Genomic DNA, 15493 nt, shown 5'->3' on the forward strand with positions numbered 1-15493 from the left:
AAAACAGCGCATCGTGGGCTTTTTAACCGCATAAACTCGGAAGTGTCGCGCAAACCCAATGAAGGAATAACAAAAATGACACATCCACTTATTGAGGCATTACAGGTTAATGAAGCGCAGTTTATCGCCCTGCGTCGCCGTTTCCATCAGCAGCCGGAGATCGGCTTCGAAGAACATCAAACCAGCGATGAAGTCGCACGCCTGCTGGCCTCATGGGGCTATGAGGTGCATCGTGGTCTGGCGGGAACCGGCGTGGTCGGGACGTTAACCGTCGGCAGCGGCCAGCGTCGCCTTGGTCTGCGCGCCGACATGGACGCGCTGCCGATGCAGGAGGCGAGCGGTAAAGCCTGGGCCAGTCAGGTCGATGGCCGTTTTCACGGCTGCGGCCATGACGGGCACACCACCACGCTTCTCTACGCCGCCGAGTATCTGGCGCGCACCCGGCAGTTTAATGGCACGCTACAGCTGATTTTTCAGCCCGCCGAAGAGCTGCTGTACGGTGGGCGGGTCATGGTGGAAGACGGCCTGTTCGACAAATTCCCCTGCGACCGGATCTTTGGTCTGCACAATATGCCGGGGCAGGCGGTGGGTAAAATTGGTCTGCGCGACGGCGCGATGATGGCCTCCTCCGATACCCTGCATATTGAGGTCAAGGGGGTGGGCGGGCACGGGGCGGTACCGGAGCATACCGTTGACGCCACGCTGGTTGCCTGTCACATCACGCTGGCGCTGCAATCCATCGTTTCGCGTAATATCACGCCATTTGAACCGGCGGTGGTGACCGTCGGCAGTATTCAGGCGGGGCATGCGCCAAACATTATCAACGATAAGGTACTGATGAAGCTGACGGTCCGTACTCTGAACGAGCAGGTACGTGAAACGGTCCTGCAGCGCATCCATGATATTGCCGTTGCCCAGGCGGAAAGCTTTAACGCCACGGCCACCTTAACCCATGTCAACGGCAGCCCGGTGCTGAAAAACGATCCCGCCGCGAATCAGATGGTGCGCGAGGTGGCGACATCGCTGTTTGGCGCAGCGCAGGTCGGGGAGGTGAAACCGTTTATGGGCAGCGAAGATTTTGCCTTTATGCTCGAACATAATCCGAACGGGTGTTATTTCACTATCGGCGCCGGAGACGAAGCCGATCGCTGCATGGTGCATAATCCCGGATATGATTTTAACGACGAGATCCTGCTCAAGGGCGCGGCGCTGTGGTGCGGCCTGACGGAACATTATCTGCGCTAACGACCCGCGACCGGGAGGACCCTATTATGAGCTCCGTATCTCTGACCGACACCCCGTTTGTCGGCACCGATCGTTTGCTGGCGGGCATCGTGCTGAGCGTGCTGACCTTCTGGCTGTTTGCCCAGTCGGTCATCAACGTCGTGCCGGCAATGAAAAGCAGTCTGGATATTTCCCTTGAGACGCTGACGCTCGCCGTCAGCCTCAGCGCACTTTTCAGCGGTTGTTTTGTTGTCGCCAGCGGCGGGCTGGCGGATAAATTTGGCCGGATGCGCATGACCCATATCGGCTTAGGATTGAGTATTGCCGGTAGTGCGCTGCTGATCGTGGCCCAGGGACCATGGCTGTTTCTCGCCGGGCGGGTTTTACAGGGGCTGTCGGCGGCCTGCATCATGCCCGCGACCCTGGCATTGATCAAAACCTGGTATGAAGGCAAGGCCCGCCAGCGCGCAGTAAGCTTCTGGGTTATCGGTTCATGGGGCGGTAGCGGGCTGTGTTCATTCGTCGGCGGCGCCATCGCTACCGGTCTCGGCTGGCGCTGGATCTTCGTCTTTTCCATTGCCGTCGCGCTGGTGGCGCTGATGCTGCTGCGCGGCACGCCGGAAAGCCGTAGCGCCGGCGCGCAGCAGCAAAAGCTGGATATCAGCGGTCTGTTGAGCCTGATCGCCTCGCTGGTACTGTTGAATCTGTTTATCAGCAAAGGGCACGGCTGGGGCTGGAGCAGCGGCCTGTCGCTGACGATGTTTGCCGGTTCGCTGCTGGCGGCAGGGTTTTTCATCCGCAGCGGCCTGCGCAAAGGGGATGCCGCGCTGATTGATTTTGCGCTGTTTCGCAACCGGGCCTACAGCGCCGCCGTACTGTCAAACTTTCTGCTTAACGGCGCGATTGGCACGATGATGATCACCAGTATCTGGCTGCAAAAAGGGCACAATATGACCCCGCTGGAGACCGGCGGCATGACCCTGGGCTATCTGGTGACCGTTCTGGCGATGATCCGCGTGGGGGAAAAGCTGCTGCAGCGCTACGGCGCCAGGCTGCCTATGATGACCGGGCCGCTGTTAACCGCGGTGGCGATTGTGCTTATCTCCTGCACCTTTCTCGATAAGTCGCTCTATATCGTCACCGTCTTTCTCAGCAACGTGCTGTTTGGCCTCGGGCTGGGGTGCTATGCGACACCGTCTACCGATACGGCGGTAGTGAACGCGCCGGAAAACAAAGTGGGCGTCGCCTCGGGGATTTACAAAATGGGCAGCTCGCTCGGCGGGGCGATGGGCATTGCGGTGACAGCGTCACTTTTTGCGCTGTTTTTACCGCTCGGTATGGCCAGCGCCGCGCAGTATGCGCTGTGGTTTAACGCGGCGATGTGCCTGGGAGCTACGGTGGTCAGCGCCCTGATGCTGCCGCATAGCTCTCACAGCTGATGTTTTTTGAGCAGTGCCCGCAGCTGGTGGTAGGTTAACCCGAGCAGCGCCGCCGCCTGTTTCTGATTGTACTTCGCCTGCTGCAGACTCGTCTGCAGCAGGTTTTTTTCTTGTTCCTGCTGAAAGGCCCGCAGATCCACAGGCAGCGTTGGTCCGGTGGGATGCGCGGCAACGTCTGCGGCGGGCGACTGAAGCGGCTGATGTTGATGGAAAGGATTAATGATGATGTTATCCAGTTCGCTGTCGCTGGTCCCGTGGCGATACACCGAGCGCTCCACCACGTTTTTCAGCTCGCGAATATTCCCCGGCCAGCGGTAGCCGAGCAGCGTTTCGCGGGCGCGGTCGCTGAAGCCGGGAAACAGCGGCAGCCCCAGTTCGCGACACATCTGGATAGCGAACTGATTCGCCAGCAGCATAATGTCGCTCTGTCTGTCGCGTAGCGGCGGCAACTGCACCACATCGAAGGCGAGGCGGTCGAGGAGGTCGGCGCGGAAATGGCCGTCCTCAACCCTCTGCGGCAGATCGGCGTTGGTCGCGCAAACCAGACGCACGTTAACCTGCAGCGGCTGACTGCCGCCCACGCGCTCCAGTTCGCCATATTCAATCACCCGCAGCAGCTTTTCCTGGACCAGCATCGGCGCTGTCGCCAGTTCATCCAGAAACAGGGTTCCACCGTCGGCGCGCTCAAAGCGCCCCGGATGACGCTTGCTGGCGCCGGTAAAGGCGCCGGCTTCATGGCCAAACAGTTCGCTATCCAGCAGATTTTCATTCAGCGCCGCGCAGTTGAGGGAGATGAACGGTCCCTGCCAGCGCGAAGAGAGAAAGTGCAGGCGGTTGGCGATAAGCTCTTTACCAGTACCGCGTTCACCAATAACCAGCACCGGTTTGTCCAGTGGCGCCAGCCGCGACACTTGTTCCAGCACCTCGAGAAAGCTGTTCGCTTCGCCGAGCAGGTTGTCCTTGTATTCCGCCATGATGAAATTCGCCATTTATTCGTGTGATTCACCAGGCTACTGTAGCAACCCGTTGTGCAGATAACAACCACCCCTTTTAAAATCAATAAGATAAAAAGTTGGCACAGGATTTGTATTAATCAGCGTAAGTATCATCGCAGGCCACGGCCTGAAATCAGAACTATGAGGATCAACGTTATGGGTATTTTTTCTCGTTTTGCCGACATCGTGAACGCCAACATCAACTCCCTGCTGGAGAAAGCGGAAGATCCGCAGAAGCTGGTGCGTCTGATGATCCAGGAGATGGAGGATACGCTGGTCGAAGTCCGTTCAACTTCGGCGCGTGCGCTGGCGGAAAAGAAACAGCTGAGCCGCCGAATTGAACAAGCGCTTGCCCAGCAGGCCGAGTGGCAGGAAAAAGCTGAACTGGCGCTGCGTAAAGATAAAGAAGATCTGGCGCGTGCCGCGCTTATCGAAAAACAAAAGCTGACCGACCTTATCGGCAGTCTGGAAAATGAAGCGCAGATGGTTGACGAAACGCTGACGCGGATGAAAAAAGAGATTGGTGAGCTGGAGAATAAACTGAGCGAAACCCGCGCTCGCCAGCAGGCGCTGACACTGCGTCATCAGGCGGCCAGCTCTTCCCGCGATGTACGTCGTCAGCTGGATAGCGGTAAAATTGATGAAGCGATGGCGCGTTTTGAATCCTTTGAACGCCGCATCGATCATATGGAAGCCGAAGCGGAAAGCCATGGCTTTGGTAAACAGAAAACGCTGGATCAGCAGTTTGCCGACCTGAAAGCGGATGATGAAATCAGCGCCCAGCTGGCGGCGTTGAAAAGCAAAATGAACCAAAACAACTAATGGCAGAGGCCAGCGCCTTCAGAACTGGCGGGCCGGATAGGGCGGGCGCAGCTAAAGCCGGTCGTGAGCCGATGCCCCGACGTTCTGAAGGATAATGCGTTGCGGCGCTGCTATGCGCCGCCGTTCACTCACCGTAAGGAGTACACATGAGTACGCTTTTTATTGCCATACCTCTGACGCTGTTTGTGCTGTTCGTTTTACCGGTCTGGCTTTGGCTGCACTACAACAACCGCACCGCGAGCGGCAGCTTATCGCAGAATGAACAGCAGCGTTTGCTGCAGCTGACCGACGATGCAAAGCGCATGCGCGAACGTATTCAGACGCTGGAAGACATTCTTGATGCCGAACATCCGAACTGGAGAGACAAATAATGGGCGGACTGGATCTGAATAAAAAACTGTGGCGCGTGCCGCAGCACGGCATGGTAAAAGGCGTCTGCGCCGGTATCGCGCAGTATCTGGATGTGCCGGTCAAGCTGGTACGACTGATTACCGTACTGGCGATGATCTTTGGCCTGTTTTTCTTTGTGGTGGTGGCGTACATCATCCTGACGTTCGCTCTTGACCCGATGCCGGAAAGTGAATTGTACGGCGAGAAAATGCCGACCAGCGGTGAGCTGCTGGCCGCGGCGGATCAAGAACTGGCGGCCAGCGAACGCCGCCTGCGCGAAATGGAACGCTATGTCACGTCGGATACCTTTACGTTACGCAGCCGTTTTCGCCAGCTCTAACTGAAATCTGAGGTCACGCATGAACATAAAATGGCAGCAGGCAGGGCAAAAAGTGAAACCCGGCCTGAAAATCGCGGGTAAGCTGGTTCTGCTGACCGCGTTACGTTATGGCCCGGCGGGCGTTGCCGGCTGGGCGGTGAAATCGGTGGCGCGTCGGCCGTTAAAAATGTTGCTGGCGGTGGCGCTGGAGCCGTTGCTCAGCCGTCTGGCCAACCGTTTTGCCCGCGGGATGAAATGATTTATCGAGGCGATGCGCCAGGCGTATCGTTGCGACGTCCACGGGGTGGACGGGTGAGGTCGCGCAGGCACTCCTGCGCGCGCCTGGCGCGCAGCGACTGAGGTGAATGCCATCAGCCGTCAATCTCCCGCAGCACTGGCGGGAATCTTTCTACTTATCCTCACCTAATAGCTTATAATCAAAGCACTTTCCTTCAGAGCATAACAGGATGGCAATGAAGCGATTCAAAACTGAATTCAATGCGCTGGTGAACCGTGGCGTTGACCGCCATTTGCGTCTGGCGGTCACCGGCCTGAGCCGCAGCGGTAAAACCGCCTTTATCACCGCGCTGGTCAATCAACTGCTGAATATTCACTCCGGGGCACGCCTGCCGCTGCTTAGCGCGGTGAGAGAAGAGCGCCTGCTTGGCGTCAAACGGGTTCCGCAGCGTGATTTCGGCATTCCGCGTTTTACCTATGACGAAGGGCTGGCGCAGCTGTACGGTTCGCCGCCGGTCTGGCCGACGCCGACCCGCGGGGTAAGCGAAATTCGCCTGGCGCTACGCTACCGCTCCAGCGAATCGCTGCTCCGCCATTTTAAAGAGACCTCCACGCTGTACCTGGAGATCGTCGATTATCCGGGCGAGTGGCTGCTTGATTTACCGATGCTGGCGCAGGATTACCTCAGCTGGTCGCGGCAGATGACCGGCCTGCTGCAAGGGCAGCGTGAGGCGTGGTCCGCTCGCTGGCGTCAGCTCTGCGACGGGCTGGATCCGCTGGCGCCGGCGGATGAAAACCGTCTGGCGGAGATTGCCGCCGCGTGGACGGAGTATCTGCATGCCTGCAAACGAGAAGGACTGCACTTTATTCAGCCGGGGCGCTTTGTGCTGCCGGGAGATATGGCCGGGGCGCCGGCCCTGCAGTTTTTCCCCTGGCCGGATGTCGACGCCATCGGCGAAGCGAAGCTGGCCCAGGCGGATAAACACAGCAACGCCGGAATGCTGCGCGAACGCTTTAAATATTACTGCGAAAAAGTGGTGAAGGGCTTTTACAAAGACCACTTCCTGCGCTTTGACCGCCAGATCGTGCTGGTGGATTGCCTGCAGCCGCTGAACAGCGGCCCGCAGGCTTTCAACGATATGCGCCTGGCGCTGACTCAGCTGATGCAGAGCTTCCATTATGGCCAGCGAACCCTGTTCCGCCGTCTGTTTTCCCCGGTGATCGACAAGCTGCTGTTTGCCGCCACCAAAGCCGATCACGTCACCGTCGATCAGCACGGCAATATGGTTTCTCTGCTGCAGCAGCTGATTCAGGACGCCTGGCAGAACGCCGCGTTCGAAGGCATCAGTATGGATTGTCTGGGGCTGGCATCGATCCAGGCGACGCAGAGCGGGTTGATTGAGGTTAACGGCGAGAAGATTCCCGCGCTGCGCGGAAATCGCCTGAGCGACGGTCAGCCGCTGACCGTCTACCCCGGAGAGGTTCCGGCGCGGCTGCCGGGTCAGGCGTTCTGGCAACAGCAGGGGTTTCAGTTTGAGAATTTCCGTCCGCAGGTGATGGACGTCGATAAGCCGCTGCCGCATATTCGCCTGGATGCCGCGCTTGAATTTTTGATCGGAGATAAATTGCGATGAGCGAACCCTTAAAACCGCGTATCGATTTCGACGGTCCGCTGGAAGCGGAGAAAATGGAAGCGCTGAAATCGGCCCGCGCCTTTGACGGCGCAGAGGCGGCGAAATTTGCCCCGGCGCGAGTCGACGCGCTGGAGGAAGACGAGGGGGCGGCAGAAGCGGTAGTCGAATCGGTTCTGCGGCCGAAACGGAGTTTATGGCGACGCATGGTCAGCGCCGGTCTGGCTATTTTTGGCGTCAGCGTCGTGGCGCAGGGCGTACAGTGGACAATGACCGCCTGGCAAACCCAGGACTGGATTGCGCTGGGCGGCTGTGCGGCGGGAGCGCTGATTGTCGGCGCCGGTGTCGGGTCGGTCGCCACCGAATGGCGGCGGCTGTGGCGTCTGCGCCAGCGGGCCCACGAGCGCGATGAGGCGCGGGATTTGATGCACAGTCACGCGGTCGGAAAAGGGCGTGCGTTTTGCGAGAAACTGGCGCAGCAGGCCGGGCTGGATCAGGCGCATCCCGCGCTGCAGCGCTGGTATGCGGCGATTCATGAAACGCAAAACGACCGGGAAGTGGTCAGCCTGTATGCGCAGCTGGTGCAGCCAGTGCTGGATGCCCAGGCGCGGCGGGAAATCAGCCGTTCGGCGGCGGAGTCCACGCTGATGATTGCCGTCAGCCCGCTGGCGCTGGTGGATATGGCCTTTATCGCCTGGCGTAATTTACGCCTGATCAACCGCATCGCCACGCTGTATGGCATTGAGCTGGGTTATTACAGCCGCCTGCGTCTGTTCCGCCTGGTGCTGCTGAATATTGCCTTTGCCGGCGCCAGCGAACTGGTGCGGGAAGTGGGCATGGACTGGATGTCGCAGGACCTGGCGGCCAGACTTTCGGCACGTGCGGCGCAGGGGATTGGCGCCGGACTGCTCACGGCGCGTCTGGGGATTAAGGCAATGGAGCTGTGCCGCCCGCTACCGTGGATCGCTGACGATAAACCGCGGCTGGGCGATTTCCGTCGTGAACTGATTGGTCAGCTGAAAGAGACGCTGCAAAAAAGTAAAAGCGGCCCGCAGCCCTGATCGCCTTCTGATAACCGCCGGGCGACCGGCGGTTTTAACGTCGCTCCCCCGACTGCCGGGGCTTTGAACGGATATCTTTACGCCATAACGGCCGTTTTTCCGCCATGCTGTCAATAATTGTTGACAGCTATCTTCACGCCAGCAAATAACTGTCCTATTATTCATCCGTCATTGGCCTTTTTAGGGTGAATACTCCCATGCGTCTTGAAGTCTTTTGTGAAGACCGTCTTGGTCTGACTCGTGAATTGCTTGATTTGCTGGTGCTCCGCGGTATCGATCTGCGCGGCATCGACATTGATCCCATTGGCCGAATTTATCTTAATTTTGCCGAGCTGGAGTTCGCCAGCTTCAGCAGCCTGATGGCGGAAATCCGTCGGATCGCCGGCGTGACCGACGTGCGTACCGTGCCGTGGATGCCGTCGGAACGTGAACACCTGGCGCTTAGCGCGCTGCTGGTGGCGATGCCGGAACCGGTGCTGTCGCTGGACACCAAAGGTAAGGTTGAACTGGCGAACCCCGCCAGCTGCCAGCTGTTTGCGCAGAGCCAGGAGCGGCTGCGCAATCATCCGGTCGCTCAGTTAATTACCGATTTTAACGTCCAGCGCTGGCTGGAGAGCAGCCCGCAGGAGTCGCATAGCGAGCATGTGGTGGTTAACGGTCAGAATTTCGTGCTGGAAATCACCCCGGTCTACCTTGAAGGCGAACACGGCGAACGGGTCCTGACCGGCGCGGTGGCGATGCTGCGTTCCACCGTCCGTATGGGGCGTCAGCTGCAAACTATGACGACGCAGGACACCAGTGCCTTCAGTCAAATCCTCGCCGTCGGCCCGAAAATGCGCCATGTCGTCGAGCAGGCCCGTAAGCTGGCGATGCTCAGCGCGCCGCTGCTGATCGTCGGCGATACCGGAACCGGCAAAGATTTATTCGCCCACGCCTGCCATCTGGCCAGTCCGCGGGCGAACAAACCCTATCTGGCGCTGAACTGTGGCTCCATCCCGGAAGATGCGGTGGAAAGCGAGCTGTTTGGCGACGCCATTCAGGGTAAAAAAGGCTTCTTTGAGCAGGCGAACGGCGGTTCGGTCCTGCTGGATGAAATCGGCGAAATGTCGCCGCGGATGCAGACCAAGCTACTGCGTTTTCTCAATGACGGCACCTTCCGGCGCGTCGGGGAGGATCATGAAGTTCACGTCGACGTGCGGGTCATCTGCGCGACGCAGAAAAATCTGCTGGAGCTGGTGCAGAAGGGATTATTCCGCGAGGATCTCTACTACCGCCTCAACGTGCTCACCCTCTACCTGCCGCCGCTGCGCGACTGTCCGCAGGATATCATTCCGCTGACGGAGCTGTTTGTTTCACGGTTTGCCGACGAGCAGGGGATCCCGCGACCGAAGCTTTCCGCCGACCTCAGCACGGTGTTGACCCGCTATAGCTGGCCCGGCAACGTTCGCCAGCTGAAGAATGCGGTTTATCGCGCGCTGACCCAGCTCGAAGGCTATGAGATGCGCCCGCAGGATATTTTGTTGCCGGATCACGATGTGGCTTCGCTACCGGTTGGCGAAGAGGCGATGGAAGGGTCGCTGGATGATATAACGCGTCGCTTTGAACGCTCGGTACTTACCCAGCTTTATCGCAGCTTCCCGAGCACGCGTAAGCTGGCGAAGCGCCTCGGCGTATCGCATACCGCGATCGCCAACAAGCTGCGTGAATACGGTCTGAGCCAGAAGAAAGGCGAAGAGTAGGCGCAATCACCGGCGGCTCAGGCGGCCGGTGACAACCGGGTGCCATAGAGGCTTCTGCCTGTCGCCGGCTTCTGTATATACTCAGTTTTCTTCATCTTTTTCCAGGAATACGGATGTCAACTTCACCGGGTCATCTGCTTCAGTGGATGAAACTGCTGGGACTCTCTGCCGGACTCTCTGGGGTCCTGTTTGGTCTGCACCTGCCTGCGGCATTGCTGCTGGGGCCGATGATCGCCGGGATAACGTTGAGTCTGCGCGGGGCGAACATTCGCGTTCCGCGCCCGTTTTTTATTGCCGCTCAGGCCATTATCGGCTGCATGATCGCCCGCACGCTGACCCCCTCTATTTTTAGTGTCCTGATCGGGCACTGGCCGCTGGTGCTGCTTATCCTCTTCTCCACGCTTGCCGTCAGCGCGCTGACGGGATGGCTGCTGGTGCGTTATAGCGCGCTACCGGGCGCGACCGGCGCGTGGGGCAGTTCGCCTGGCGGAGCGTCGGCCATGGTGGTGATGGCGCAGGAGTACGGCGCCGACGTGCGGCTGGTGGCTCTGATGCAGTATCTGCGGGTACTGTTTGTCGCGGGTGCGGCGGCGCTGGTGGTACGTTTTGCCCTGGGCGGCGATGCGCAGGCGCTGACCCAGCAGATCGTCTGGTTTCCGCCATTGACGTGGCAGCTGCCGTGGACGCTGCTGCTGACGATGGTTGCGGGATGGCTGGGGCTGAGGATGCGTTTCCCGTCCGGCGCGATGTTATTCCCGATGCTGGCGGGCGCGGTGGTGCAGGGGGAGGGCTGGTGGATGCTGGAACTGCCTGAATGGCTGCTGGCGCTGGCGTATGCTGCCATTGGCTGGAGCGTTGGGCTAAAGTTTAATAAAGAGATCTTCCTGCTGGCCCTGAAGACGCTGCCGCAGATTATCGCCTCCATTATCGGCCTGATTGTGGTTTGTGCGCTGTTGGCGCTGGGCGTGACCCAGGTGCTGCCGCTCGATTTTATGACCGCTTATCTGGCGACAAGCCCCGGCGGGCTGGATACGGTGGCGATTATTGCCGCAGGTACGCGGGCGGATATGTCGTTTATCATGGCGATGCAGACGCTGCGTCTGTTTACCATTTTGCTGACCGGCCCGATGATGGCGCGTTTTATTTCACGTTATGCGCCGCAGAAATAAATAAGCCTCCGCATAGCGGAGGCTTAACGTAGCCGGAAGGCTGGCGGTGACGCCATTTTCCGGGATAGCTTATGGTCTTAGCCTTTCAGCGAAGCCAGGGCCGCATCGTAGTCCGGCTCTTCGGTGATTTCGTTCACCAGCTGGCTGTAAACAACCTGGTCATTTTCATCAACAACGACCACCGCACGCGCGGCCAGACCGGCCAGCGGGCCGGCTGCAATGGCGACACCGTAATCGGCCAGGAACTGCGGTGCGCGCAGCGTGGACAGCGTGACGACATTGTTCAGACCTTCCGCGCCGCAGAAGCGAGACTGAGCGAACGGCAGGTCGGCAGAGATGCACAGTACAACGGTGTTATCCAGCTCGGAGGCCAGTTGGTTAAATTTACGAACCGATGCCGCGCAAACGCCGGTATCGATGCTCGGGAAAATATTCAGTACTTTACGTTTGCCGGCGAACTGGCTCAGCGCGACGTCAGAGAGATCTTTGGCGACCAGCGTAAACGGCTGCGCGGTAGCGCCAGCCTGCGGAATGGTGCCCTGAACAGAAACGGGGTTGCCCTGGAAATGCACGGTTTGTGACATGTTTATCTTCCTGTTTACATATAGTTAACGTCACGGATAGTGTATGACATCCGTTATCGGCACGGCAAATCCTATTTAATGTTTCCCCTGGAGGAACCTGGGAATGCGAAACCTGCGAGTGTACGAAGAAGCCTGGCCGTTACATACGCCTTTTGTGATTGCCCGCGGCAGTCGCAGCGAGGCGAAGGTGGTGGTGGTGGAAATTGAAGAGGACGGCGTAAAAGGCGTTGGAGAGTGCACGCCGTACCCGCGCTATGGGGAGAGCATTGCGTCAGTCATGGCGCAGATCCTCACCATTGGCGAGCAGCTGGAAAGCGGCATAACCCGCGAACAGCTCCAGCATCTGCTGCCGGCAGGGGCAGCGCGCAACGCCGTAGATTGCGCACTGTGGGATCTGCAGGCCCGTCGCGTCGGGAAGACGATTCCGCAACTGCTGGGGATCGGACTCCCCAATCGGGTGGTGACGGCGCAGACGGTGGTGATCGGTACCCCTGAACAGATGGCGGCCAGCGCCGCCGCGCTGTGGGAGAAGGGGGCCAGGCTACTGAAGGTGAAACTGGATAATCATCTGATCAGCGAACGGCTGATTGCCATTCGCAACGTGGTGCCAGAGGCGACGCTGATAGTGGATGCCAATGAATCCTGGTCCGGCGATGGCCTGGCGGCGCGCTGTCAGCTGCTGGCGGATATCGGCGTGGCCATGCTCGAACAGCCGCTTCCGGCGGACGCCGATGACGCGCTGGAAAACTTTATTCACCCGCTGCCTGTCTGTGCCGACGAGAGCTGCCACACCCGTGATAGCCTGCCGCAGCTGCGCGGGCGCTATGAGATGGTGAATATTAAGCTGGATAAAACCGGCGGCTTGACCGAAGCGCTGTTTCTGGCGCAGGAGGCCGGGGAGCTGGGGTTTGAACGTATGCTGGGCTGCATGCTTTGCACGTCGCGGGCCATTTCCGCGGCGCTCCCGCTCGCGCCGCTGGCGCGTTTCGCCGATCTGGATGGCCCGACCTGGCTGGCGGTGGATGTTGAGCCGGCGCTGCATTTCAGCACCGGAGTGCTTCATCTCTGAGCGTGCCAGCGCAGCAGATCCATCATCGCCGACAGATGCTTTTCCGTCGCTTCGTCGGCCGAGACGGGCGGAAACTCGGCGGTGATGCAGGGCAGGCCGATATCGGCGCACCAGCTGCCAAAAGAGCCGGGGGTTTCGTAACCGACGCTGCCGACCAGCGGCAGGGCAAAAGCCTCGGCCAGCCACTGTCCCAGCTCGCTGTGGCCGGGATCTTCAATGCAGGCCAGCGGATCGTGGAAGGAGACAACCCATGCCGGGTGGATCTGATGGATCAGCTGGCACAGTGCCTGCGTTTCCGGTTCTGAACCGGGCTTTTCGCCGGTCAGCAGTACCACGTCGCGCTGTTCTGCCGCGCTATTCCAGCGATACACCGTTTCCCCTTCTTTCCAGTTTGCTGCGGGGAAGTTGCGGTTCAGATCGACGCCGCGGGCGTTGGCCCGTAGCCCCAGTTGACAGCCATCGGGATTCACCGCCAGCACGACGTGATGGCGGCGTAATTCCGGCTTCAGGGTACGCAGCGCACAGGAGAGCGTCACGATCGATGAGTTTTCATCGCCGTGGGTACCGGCAAGAATCAGGCCGCTGCGGCTGTCCGCCAGCGGGGCGGGAAACCAGAGCAGCGGCGCGCCAAGATGTGACTGACCATAGCGCTGCGTACCGGGCGGAAAGGCGCCGCGTAGGGGGCGAGGACGGGAAACGGGCATAGGGCATCCTGTTAGCAGGTTATTTTCTGCAGTGTTGTGTAAAAGCCTCCCGGAATCAAATAGTTTCCTGAGGCGGCTAAATCAGTAGACAGGTCAATTTTCTATCACAAGCCGTTTGCAATTTCAGGTGATGAAACAAATAATTATCGCTCTGCCAGCTCTGGTTTTTTTATTTTAAAGGGGATCTCATGAAGTATCCTGTCACATTGACATGCGGCGCGCTGTGGTTAGCCAGCGTTTCTTCTCTTGCCTGGGCGGCGGATGTCCCCCAGGGAACCGTATTAGCCGAAAAGCAGATGCTGGTACGGCATATTAAAGATGAACCCGCATCCTTAGATCCCGCCAAAGCCGTTGGTCTGCCGGAAATTCAGGTGATTCGCGATCTTTTTGAAGGTTTAGTCAACCAGGATGCGAAAGGCAATATTATCCCTGGCGTGGCGACCCGCTGGCAGAGTAATGATAACCGCGTCTGGACGTTTACGCTGCGCGATAACGCGCGCTGGTCCGATGGCTCACCGGTGACGGCAGAGGATTTTGTTTATAGCTGGCAGCGTCTGGTCGACCCGAAAACCACCTCGCCTTTCGCCTGGTTCGCCGCGCTGGCGGGGATCAGCAACGCGCAAAATATTATCGACGGTAAAGCTGCGCCGCAGACGCTGGGCGTCACCGCCGTTGATGCGCGTACCCTGCGCGTGCAGCTGGATAAACCGCTGCCGTGGTTCAGTAACCTGACGGCCAGCTTCGCGTTTTATCCGGTACAGAAAGCCAACGTGGAGAGCGGTGCCAACTGGACGCGTCCGGGCAATCTTATCGGCAACGGCGCTTACGTTTTAAAAGATCGCGTGGTTAACGAAAAACTGGTGGTCGTCCCAAACAGTCACTATTGGGATAATGCGAAAACGGTCATTCAGCAGGTGACGTTTGTCCCGATCAATCAGGAATCCTCGGCAACGAAACGCTATCTGGCCGGCGATATTGATATCACCGAGTCTTTCCCGAAGAATCTGTATCAGAAATTGCTGAAGGATATTCCGGGTCAGGTGTATACGCCGCCGCAGCTGGGAACCTATTACTACGCCTTTAATACCCAGAAAGGTCCTACCGCCGATGAGCGCGTGCGTCTGGCGCTGAGCATGACTATCGACCGTCGTCTGATGGCGGAGAAGGTACTGGGAACCGGCGAAAAACCGGCCTGGCACTTTACGCCGGACGTGACCGCCGGGTTTACACCGCAGCCGTCGCAGATGGAAAGCATGAGCCAGGCCGAGCTGAATGCTCAGGCCAAAGCGTTATTGCAGGCGGCAGGCTACGGTCCCGGTCGTCCGCTGCAGCTGACGCTGCTGTATAACACTTCGGAAAACCACCAGAAAATCGCGATTGCGGTTGCTTCGATGTGGAAGAAGAATCTCGGCGTGGATGTGAAGCTGCAGAATCAAGAGTGGAAAACTTATATCGATAGCCGCAATACCGGCAATTTTGATGTGATTCGCGCTTCATGGGTAGGGGATTATAATGAGCCTTCCACTTTCCTGTCGCTGCTGACCTCGACCCACAGCGGGAATATCTCCCGTTTTAACGACCCGGCTTATGACAAGATTCTGAGCCAGGCGGCGCTGGAAACCTCGGAGAAAGCGCGCAATGATGATTACAATGCGGCGGAAAAAATCATCATGAGTAAAGCGCCTATCGCCCCGATTTACCAGTATACCAACGGGCGGTTGATTAAGCCGTGGCTGAAAGGGTATCCGATTAATAACCCGGAAGATGTTGCCTATAGCCGTACGATGTATATCGAAAAGCACCCGTAATTGTTACCTCAGCACCGTTTAACAGGGCGCGGTTATCCGCGCCCTGTTTTTGATGGACTGACGGCACGTGCTGACGTTGTGTCAGAGGGGGGAGACATCTCCCTTTTGCGCAGGCCCATGCTGATCTTGTCGCAGCAACAGTATAAATATCAACATATAGGGGGCTCATTACCGCTATGTTAGCGTCGCGCAGGGGACAGGAGCGGAAGACTATGACTTTTTTAGAGTGTAACCGATATATATTATTAATATGATGTAAAAGCCAGATGCGTCTCTGATTCATCGTTTATTAGCACGGACGC

General features: G+C 58.5%; 16 protein-coding genes. 13 read left to right on the plus strand and 3 right to left on the minus strand.

All coding sequences use genetic code 11. From position 1 onward, the window contains the following. Positions 1-75 precede the first annotated feature (75 nt). Positions 76-1245: a M20 aminoacylase family protein gene (locus tag MC50_RS19455; protein ID WP_047664762.1), complete on the plus strand. Its 1170-nt coding sequence runs from the start codon at positions 76-78 to the stop codon at positions 1243-1245. Between the two features lie 26 nt (positions 1246-1271). After that, positions 1272-2663: an MFS transporter gene (locus MC50_RS19460; RefSeq protein WP_032695892.1), complete on the plus strand. Its 1392-nt coding sequence runs from the start codon at positions 1272-1274 to the stop codon at positions 2661-2663. Here MC50_RS19460 and pspF read toward each other — a convergent pair. Further along, positions 2654-3652: a phage shock protein operon transcriptional activator gene (gene pspF, locus MC50_RS19465; protein ID WP_164887143.1), complete on the minus strand. Its 999-nt coding sequence runs from the start codon at positions 3650-3652 to the stop codon at positions 2654-2656. The genes MC50_RS19460 and pspF overlap by 10 nt on opposite strands. A 162-nt stretch (positions 3653-3814) precedes the next feature. On the opposite strand from pspF, the gene pspA reads away from it, so the two are divergent. From pspA to MC50_RS19505, 8 genes are all read left to right on the plus strand, one after another. After that, positions 3815-4480, plus strand: coding sequence for a phage shock protein PspA (gene pspA / locus MC50_RS19470; RefSeq protein ID WP_004861156.1), 666 nt, complete (start codon positions 3815-3817; stop codon positions 4478-4480). A 146-nt stretch (positions 4481-4626) separates the two neighbouring features. Further along, on the plus strand, positions 4627-4851 hold the full coding sequence (gene pspB / locus MC50_RS19475; RefSeq protein ID WP_004861160.1) for an envelope stress response membrane protein PspB: 225 nt from the start codon (positions 4627-4629) through the stop codon (positions 4849-4851). Beyond that, positions 4851-5210 carry an envelope stress response membrane protein PspC gene (gene pspC / locus MC50_RS19480; protein ID WP_004861164.1) on the plus strand — a complete coding sequence of 120 codons (360 nt, stop codon included), beginning with the start codon at positions 4851-4853 and terminating at the stop codon, positions 5208-5210. Before pspB ends, pspC begins: the two co-directional genes overlap by 1 nt. Before the next feature lie 19 nt (positions 5211-5229). Then, positions 5230-5448 (plus strand): phage shock protein PspD, encoded by a 219-nt coding sequence (pspD, locus tag MC50_RS19485; RefSeq protein ID WP_004861166.1) that lies wholly within the window; start codon positions 5230-5232, stop codon positions 5446-5448. Between the two features lie 214 nt (positions 5449-5662). Beyond that, positions 5663-7060: a YcjX family GTP-binding protein gene (locus tag MC50_RS19490; RefSeq protein WP_015584552.1), complete on the plus strand. Its 1398-nt coding sequence runs from the start codon at positions 5663-5665 to the stop codon at positions 7058-7060. Continuing rightward, positions 7057-8118, plus strand: coding sequence for a YcjF family protein (locus MC50_RS19495; protein ID WP_032688072.1), 1062 nt, complete (start codon positions 7057-7059; stop codon positions 8116-8118). Before MC50_RS19490 ends, MC50_RS19495 begins: the two co-directional genes overlap by 4 nt. A gap of 197 nt (positions 8119-8315) precedes the next feature. Then, positions 8316-9857: a transcriptional regulator TyrR gene (gene tyrR, locus MC50_RS19500; RefSeq protein ID WP_032688071.1), complete on the plus strand. Its 1542-nt coding sequence runs from the start codon at positions 8316-8318 to the stop codon at positions 9855-9857. Positions 9858-9970: 113 nt separating this feature from the next. Next, positions 9971-11026, plus strand: coding sequence for an AbrB family transcriptional regulator (locus MC50_RS19505; protein WP_032688070.1), 1056 nt, complete (start codon positions 9971-9973; stop codon positions 11024-11026). Between the two features lie 77 nt (positions 11027-11103). Here MC50_RS19505 and tpx read toward each other — a convergent pair whose 3' ends face one another. After that, the gene (gene tpx, locus MC50_RS19510; protein WP_032688069.1) at positions 11104-11610 is read right to left on the minus strand and encodes a thiol peroxidase; all 507 of its coding nucleotides are present in this window, start codon (positions 11608-11610) and stop codon (positions 11104-11106) included. 103 nt (positions 11611-11713) lie between these two features. On the opposite strand from tpx, the gene ycjG reads away from it, so the two are divergent. Continuing rightward, complete coding sequence (ycjG, locus tag MC50_RS19515) at positions 11714-12679, plus strand: L-Ala-D/L-Glu epimerase (RefSeq protein ID WP_032688068.1); 966 nt, start codon at positions 11714-11716, stop codon at positions 12677-12679. Here the strand turns inward: ycjG and mpaA are convergent. Next, positions 12670-13383, minus strand: a complete 714-nt coding sequence (mpaA, locus tag MC50_RS19520; protein ID WP_032688064.1) for a murein tripeptide amidase MpaA — start codon at positions 13381-13383, stop codon at positions 12670-12672. The two genes, ycjG and mpaA, sit on opposite strands and share 10 nt — an antisense overlap. Positions 13384-13479: 96 nt before the next feature. Here mpaA and MC50_RS28680 point away from each other — a divergent pair, with 96 nt between their 5' ends. Both MC50_RS28680 and MC50_RS19525 read left to right on the plus strand, forming a co-directional pair. Beyond that, positions 13480-13575, plus strand: coding sequence for a hypothetical protein (locus MC50_RS28680; protein ID WP_163922497.1), 96 nt, complete (start codon positions 13480-13482; stop codon positions 13573-13575). After that, entirely contained in the window at positions 13572-15191 is a 1620-nt protein-coding gene (locus MC50_RS19525) for a peptide ABC transporter substrate-binding protein (RefSeq protein ID WP_032695894.1), read from the plus strand. The genes MC50_RS28680 and MC50_RS19525 overlap by 4 nt, the downstream gene beginning before the upstream one ends. Positions 15192-15493: the final 302 nt, after the last annotated feature.

It is taken from the genome of Klebsiella planticola (genome assembly GCF_000783935.2).
Lineage (GTDB): Bacteria > Pseudomonadota > Gammaproteobacteria > Enterobacterales > Enterobacteriaceae > Klebsiella > Klebsiella planticola.

Excerpts from the sequence above, each read along its gene's own strand:
- MC50_RS19455 (WP_047664762.1), top strand. The coding sequence starts at position 76 with ATGACACATCCACTTATTGAGGCATTACAGGTTAATGAAGCGCAGTTT.
- MC50_RS19460 (WP_032695892.1), top strand. The coding sequence starts at position 1,272 with ATGAGCTCCGTATCTCTGACCGACACCCCGTTTGTCGGCACCGATCGT.
- pspF (WP_164887143.1), bottom strand. The coding sequence starts at position 3,652 with ATGGCGAATTTCATCATGGCGGAATACAAGGACAACCTGCTCGGCGAA.
- pspA (WP_004861156.1), top strand. The coding sequence starts at position 3,815 with ATGGGTATTTTTTCTCGTTTTGCCGACATCGTGAACGCCAACATCAAC.
- pspB (WP_004861160.1), top strand. The coding sequence starts at position 4,627 with ATGAGTACGCTTTTTATTGCCATACCTCTGACGCTGTTTGTGCTGTTC.
- pspC (WP_004861164.1), top strand. The coding sequence starts at position 4,851 with ATGGGCGGACTGGATCTGAATAAAAAACTGTGGCGCGTGCCGCAGCAC.
- pspD (WP_004861166.1), top strand. The coding sequence starts at position 5,230 with ATGAACATAAAATGGCAGCAGGCAGGGCAAAAAGTGAAACCCGGCCTG.
- MC50_RS19490 (WP_015584552.1), top strand. The coding sequence starts at position 5,663 with ATGAAGCGATTCAAAACTGAATTCAATGCGCTGGTGAACCGTGGCGTT.
- MC50_RS19495 (WP_032688072.1), top strand. The coding sequence starts at position 7,057 with ATGAGCGAACCCTTAAAACCGCGTATCGATTTCGACGGTCCGCTGGAA.
- tyrR (WP_032688071.1), top strand. The coding sequence starts at position 8,316 with ATGCGTCTTGAAGTCTTTTGTGAAGACCGTCTTGGTCTGACTCGTGAA.
- MC50_RS19505 (WP_032688070.1), top strand. The coding sequence starts at position 9,971 with ATGTCAACTTCACCGGGTCATCTGCTTCAGTGGATGAAACTGCTGGGA.
- tpx (WP_032688069.1), bottom strand. The coding sequence starts at position 11,610 with ATGTCACAAACCGTGCATTTCCAGGGCAACCCCGTTTCTGTTCAGGGC.
- ycjG (WP_032688068.1), top strand. The coding sequence starts at position 11,714 with ATGCGAAACCTGCGAGTGTACGAAGAAGCCTGGCCGTTACATACGCCT.
- mpaA (WP_032688064.1), bottom strand. The coding sequence starts at position 13,383 with ATGCCCGTTTCCCGTCCTCGCCCCCTACGCGGCGCCTTTCCGCCCGGT.
- MC50_RS19525 (WP_032695894.1), top strand. The coding sequence starts at position 13,572 with ATGAAGTATCCTGTCACATTGACATGCGGCGCGCTGTGGTTAGCCAGC.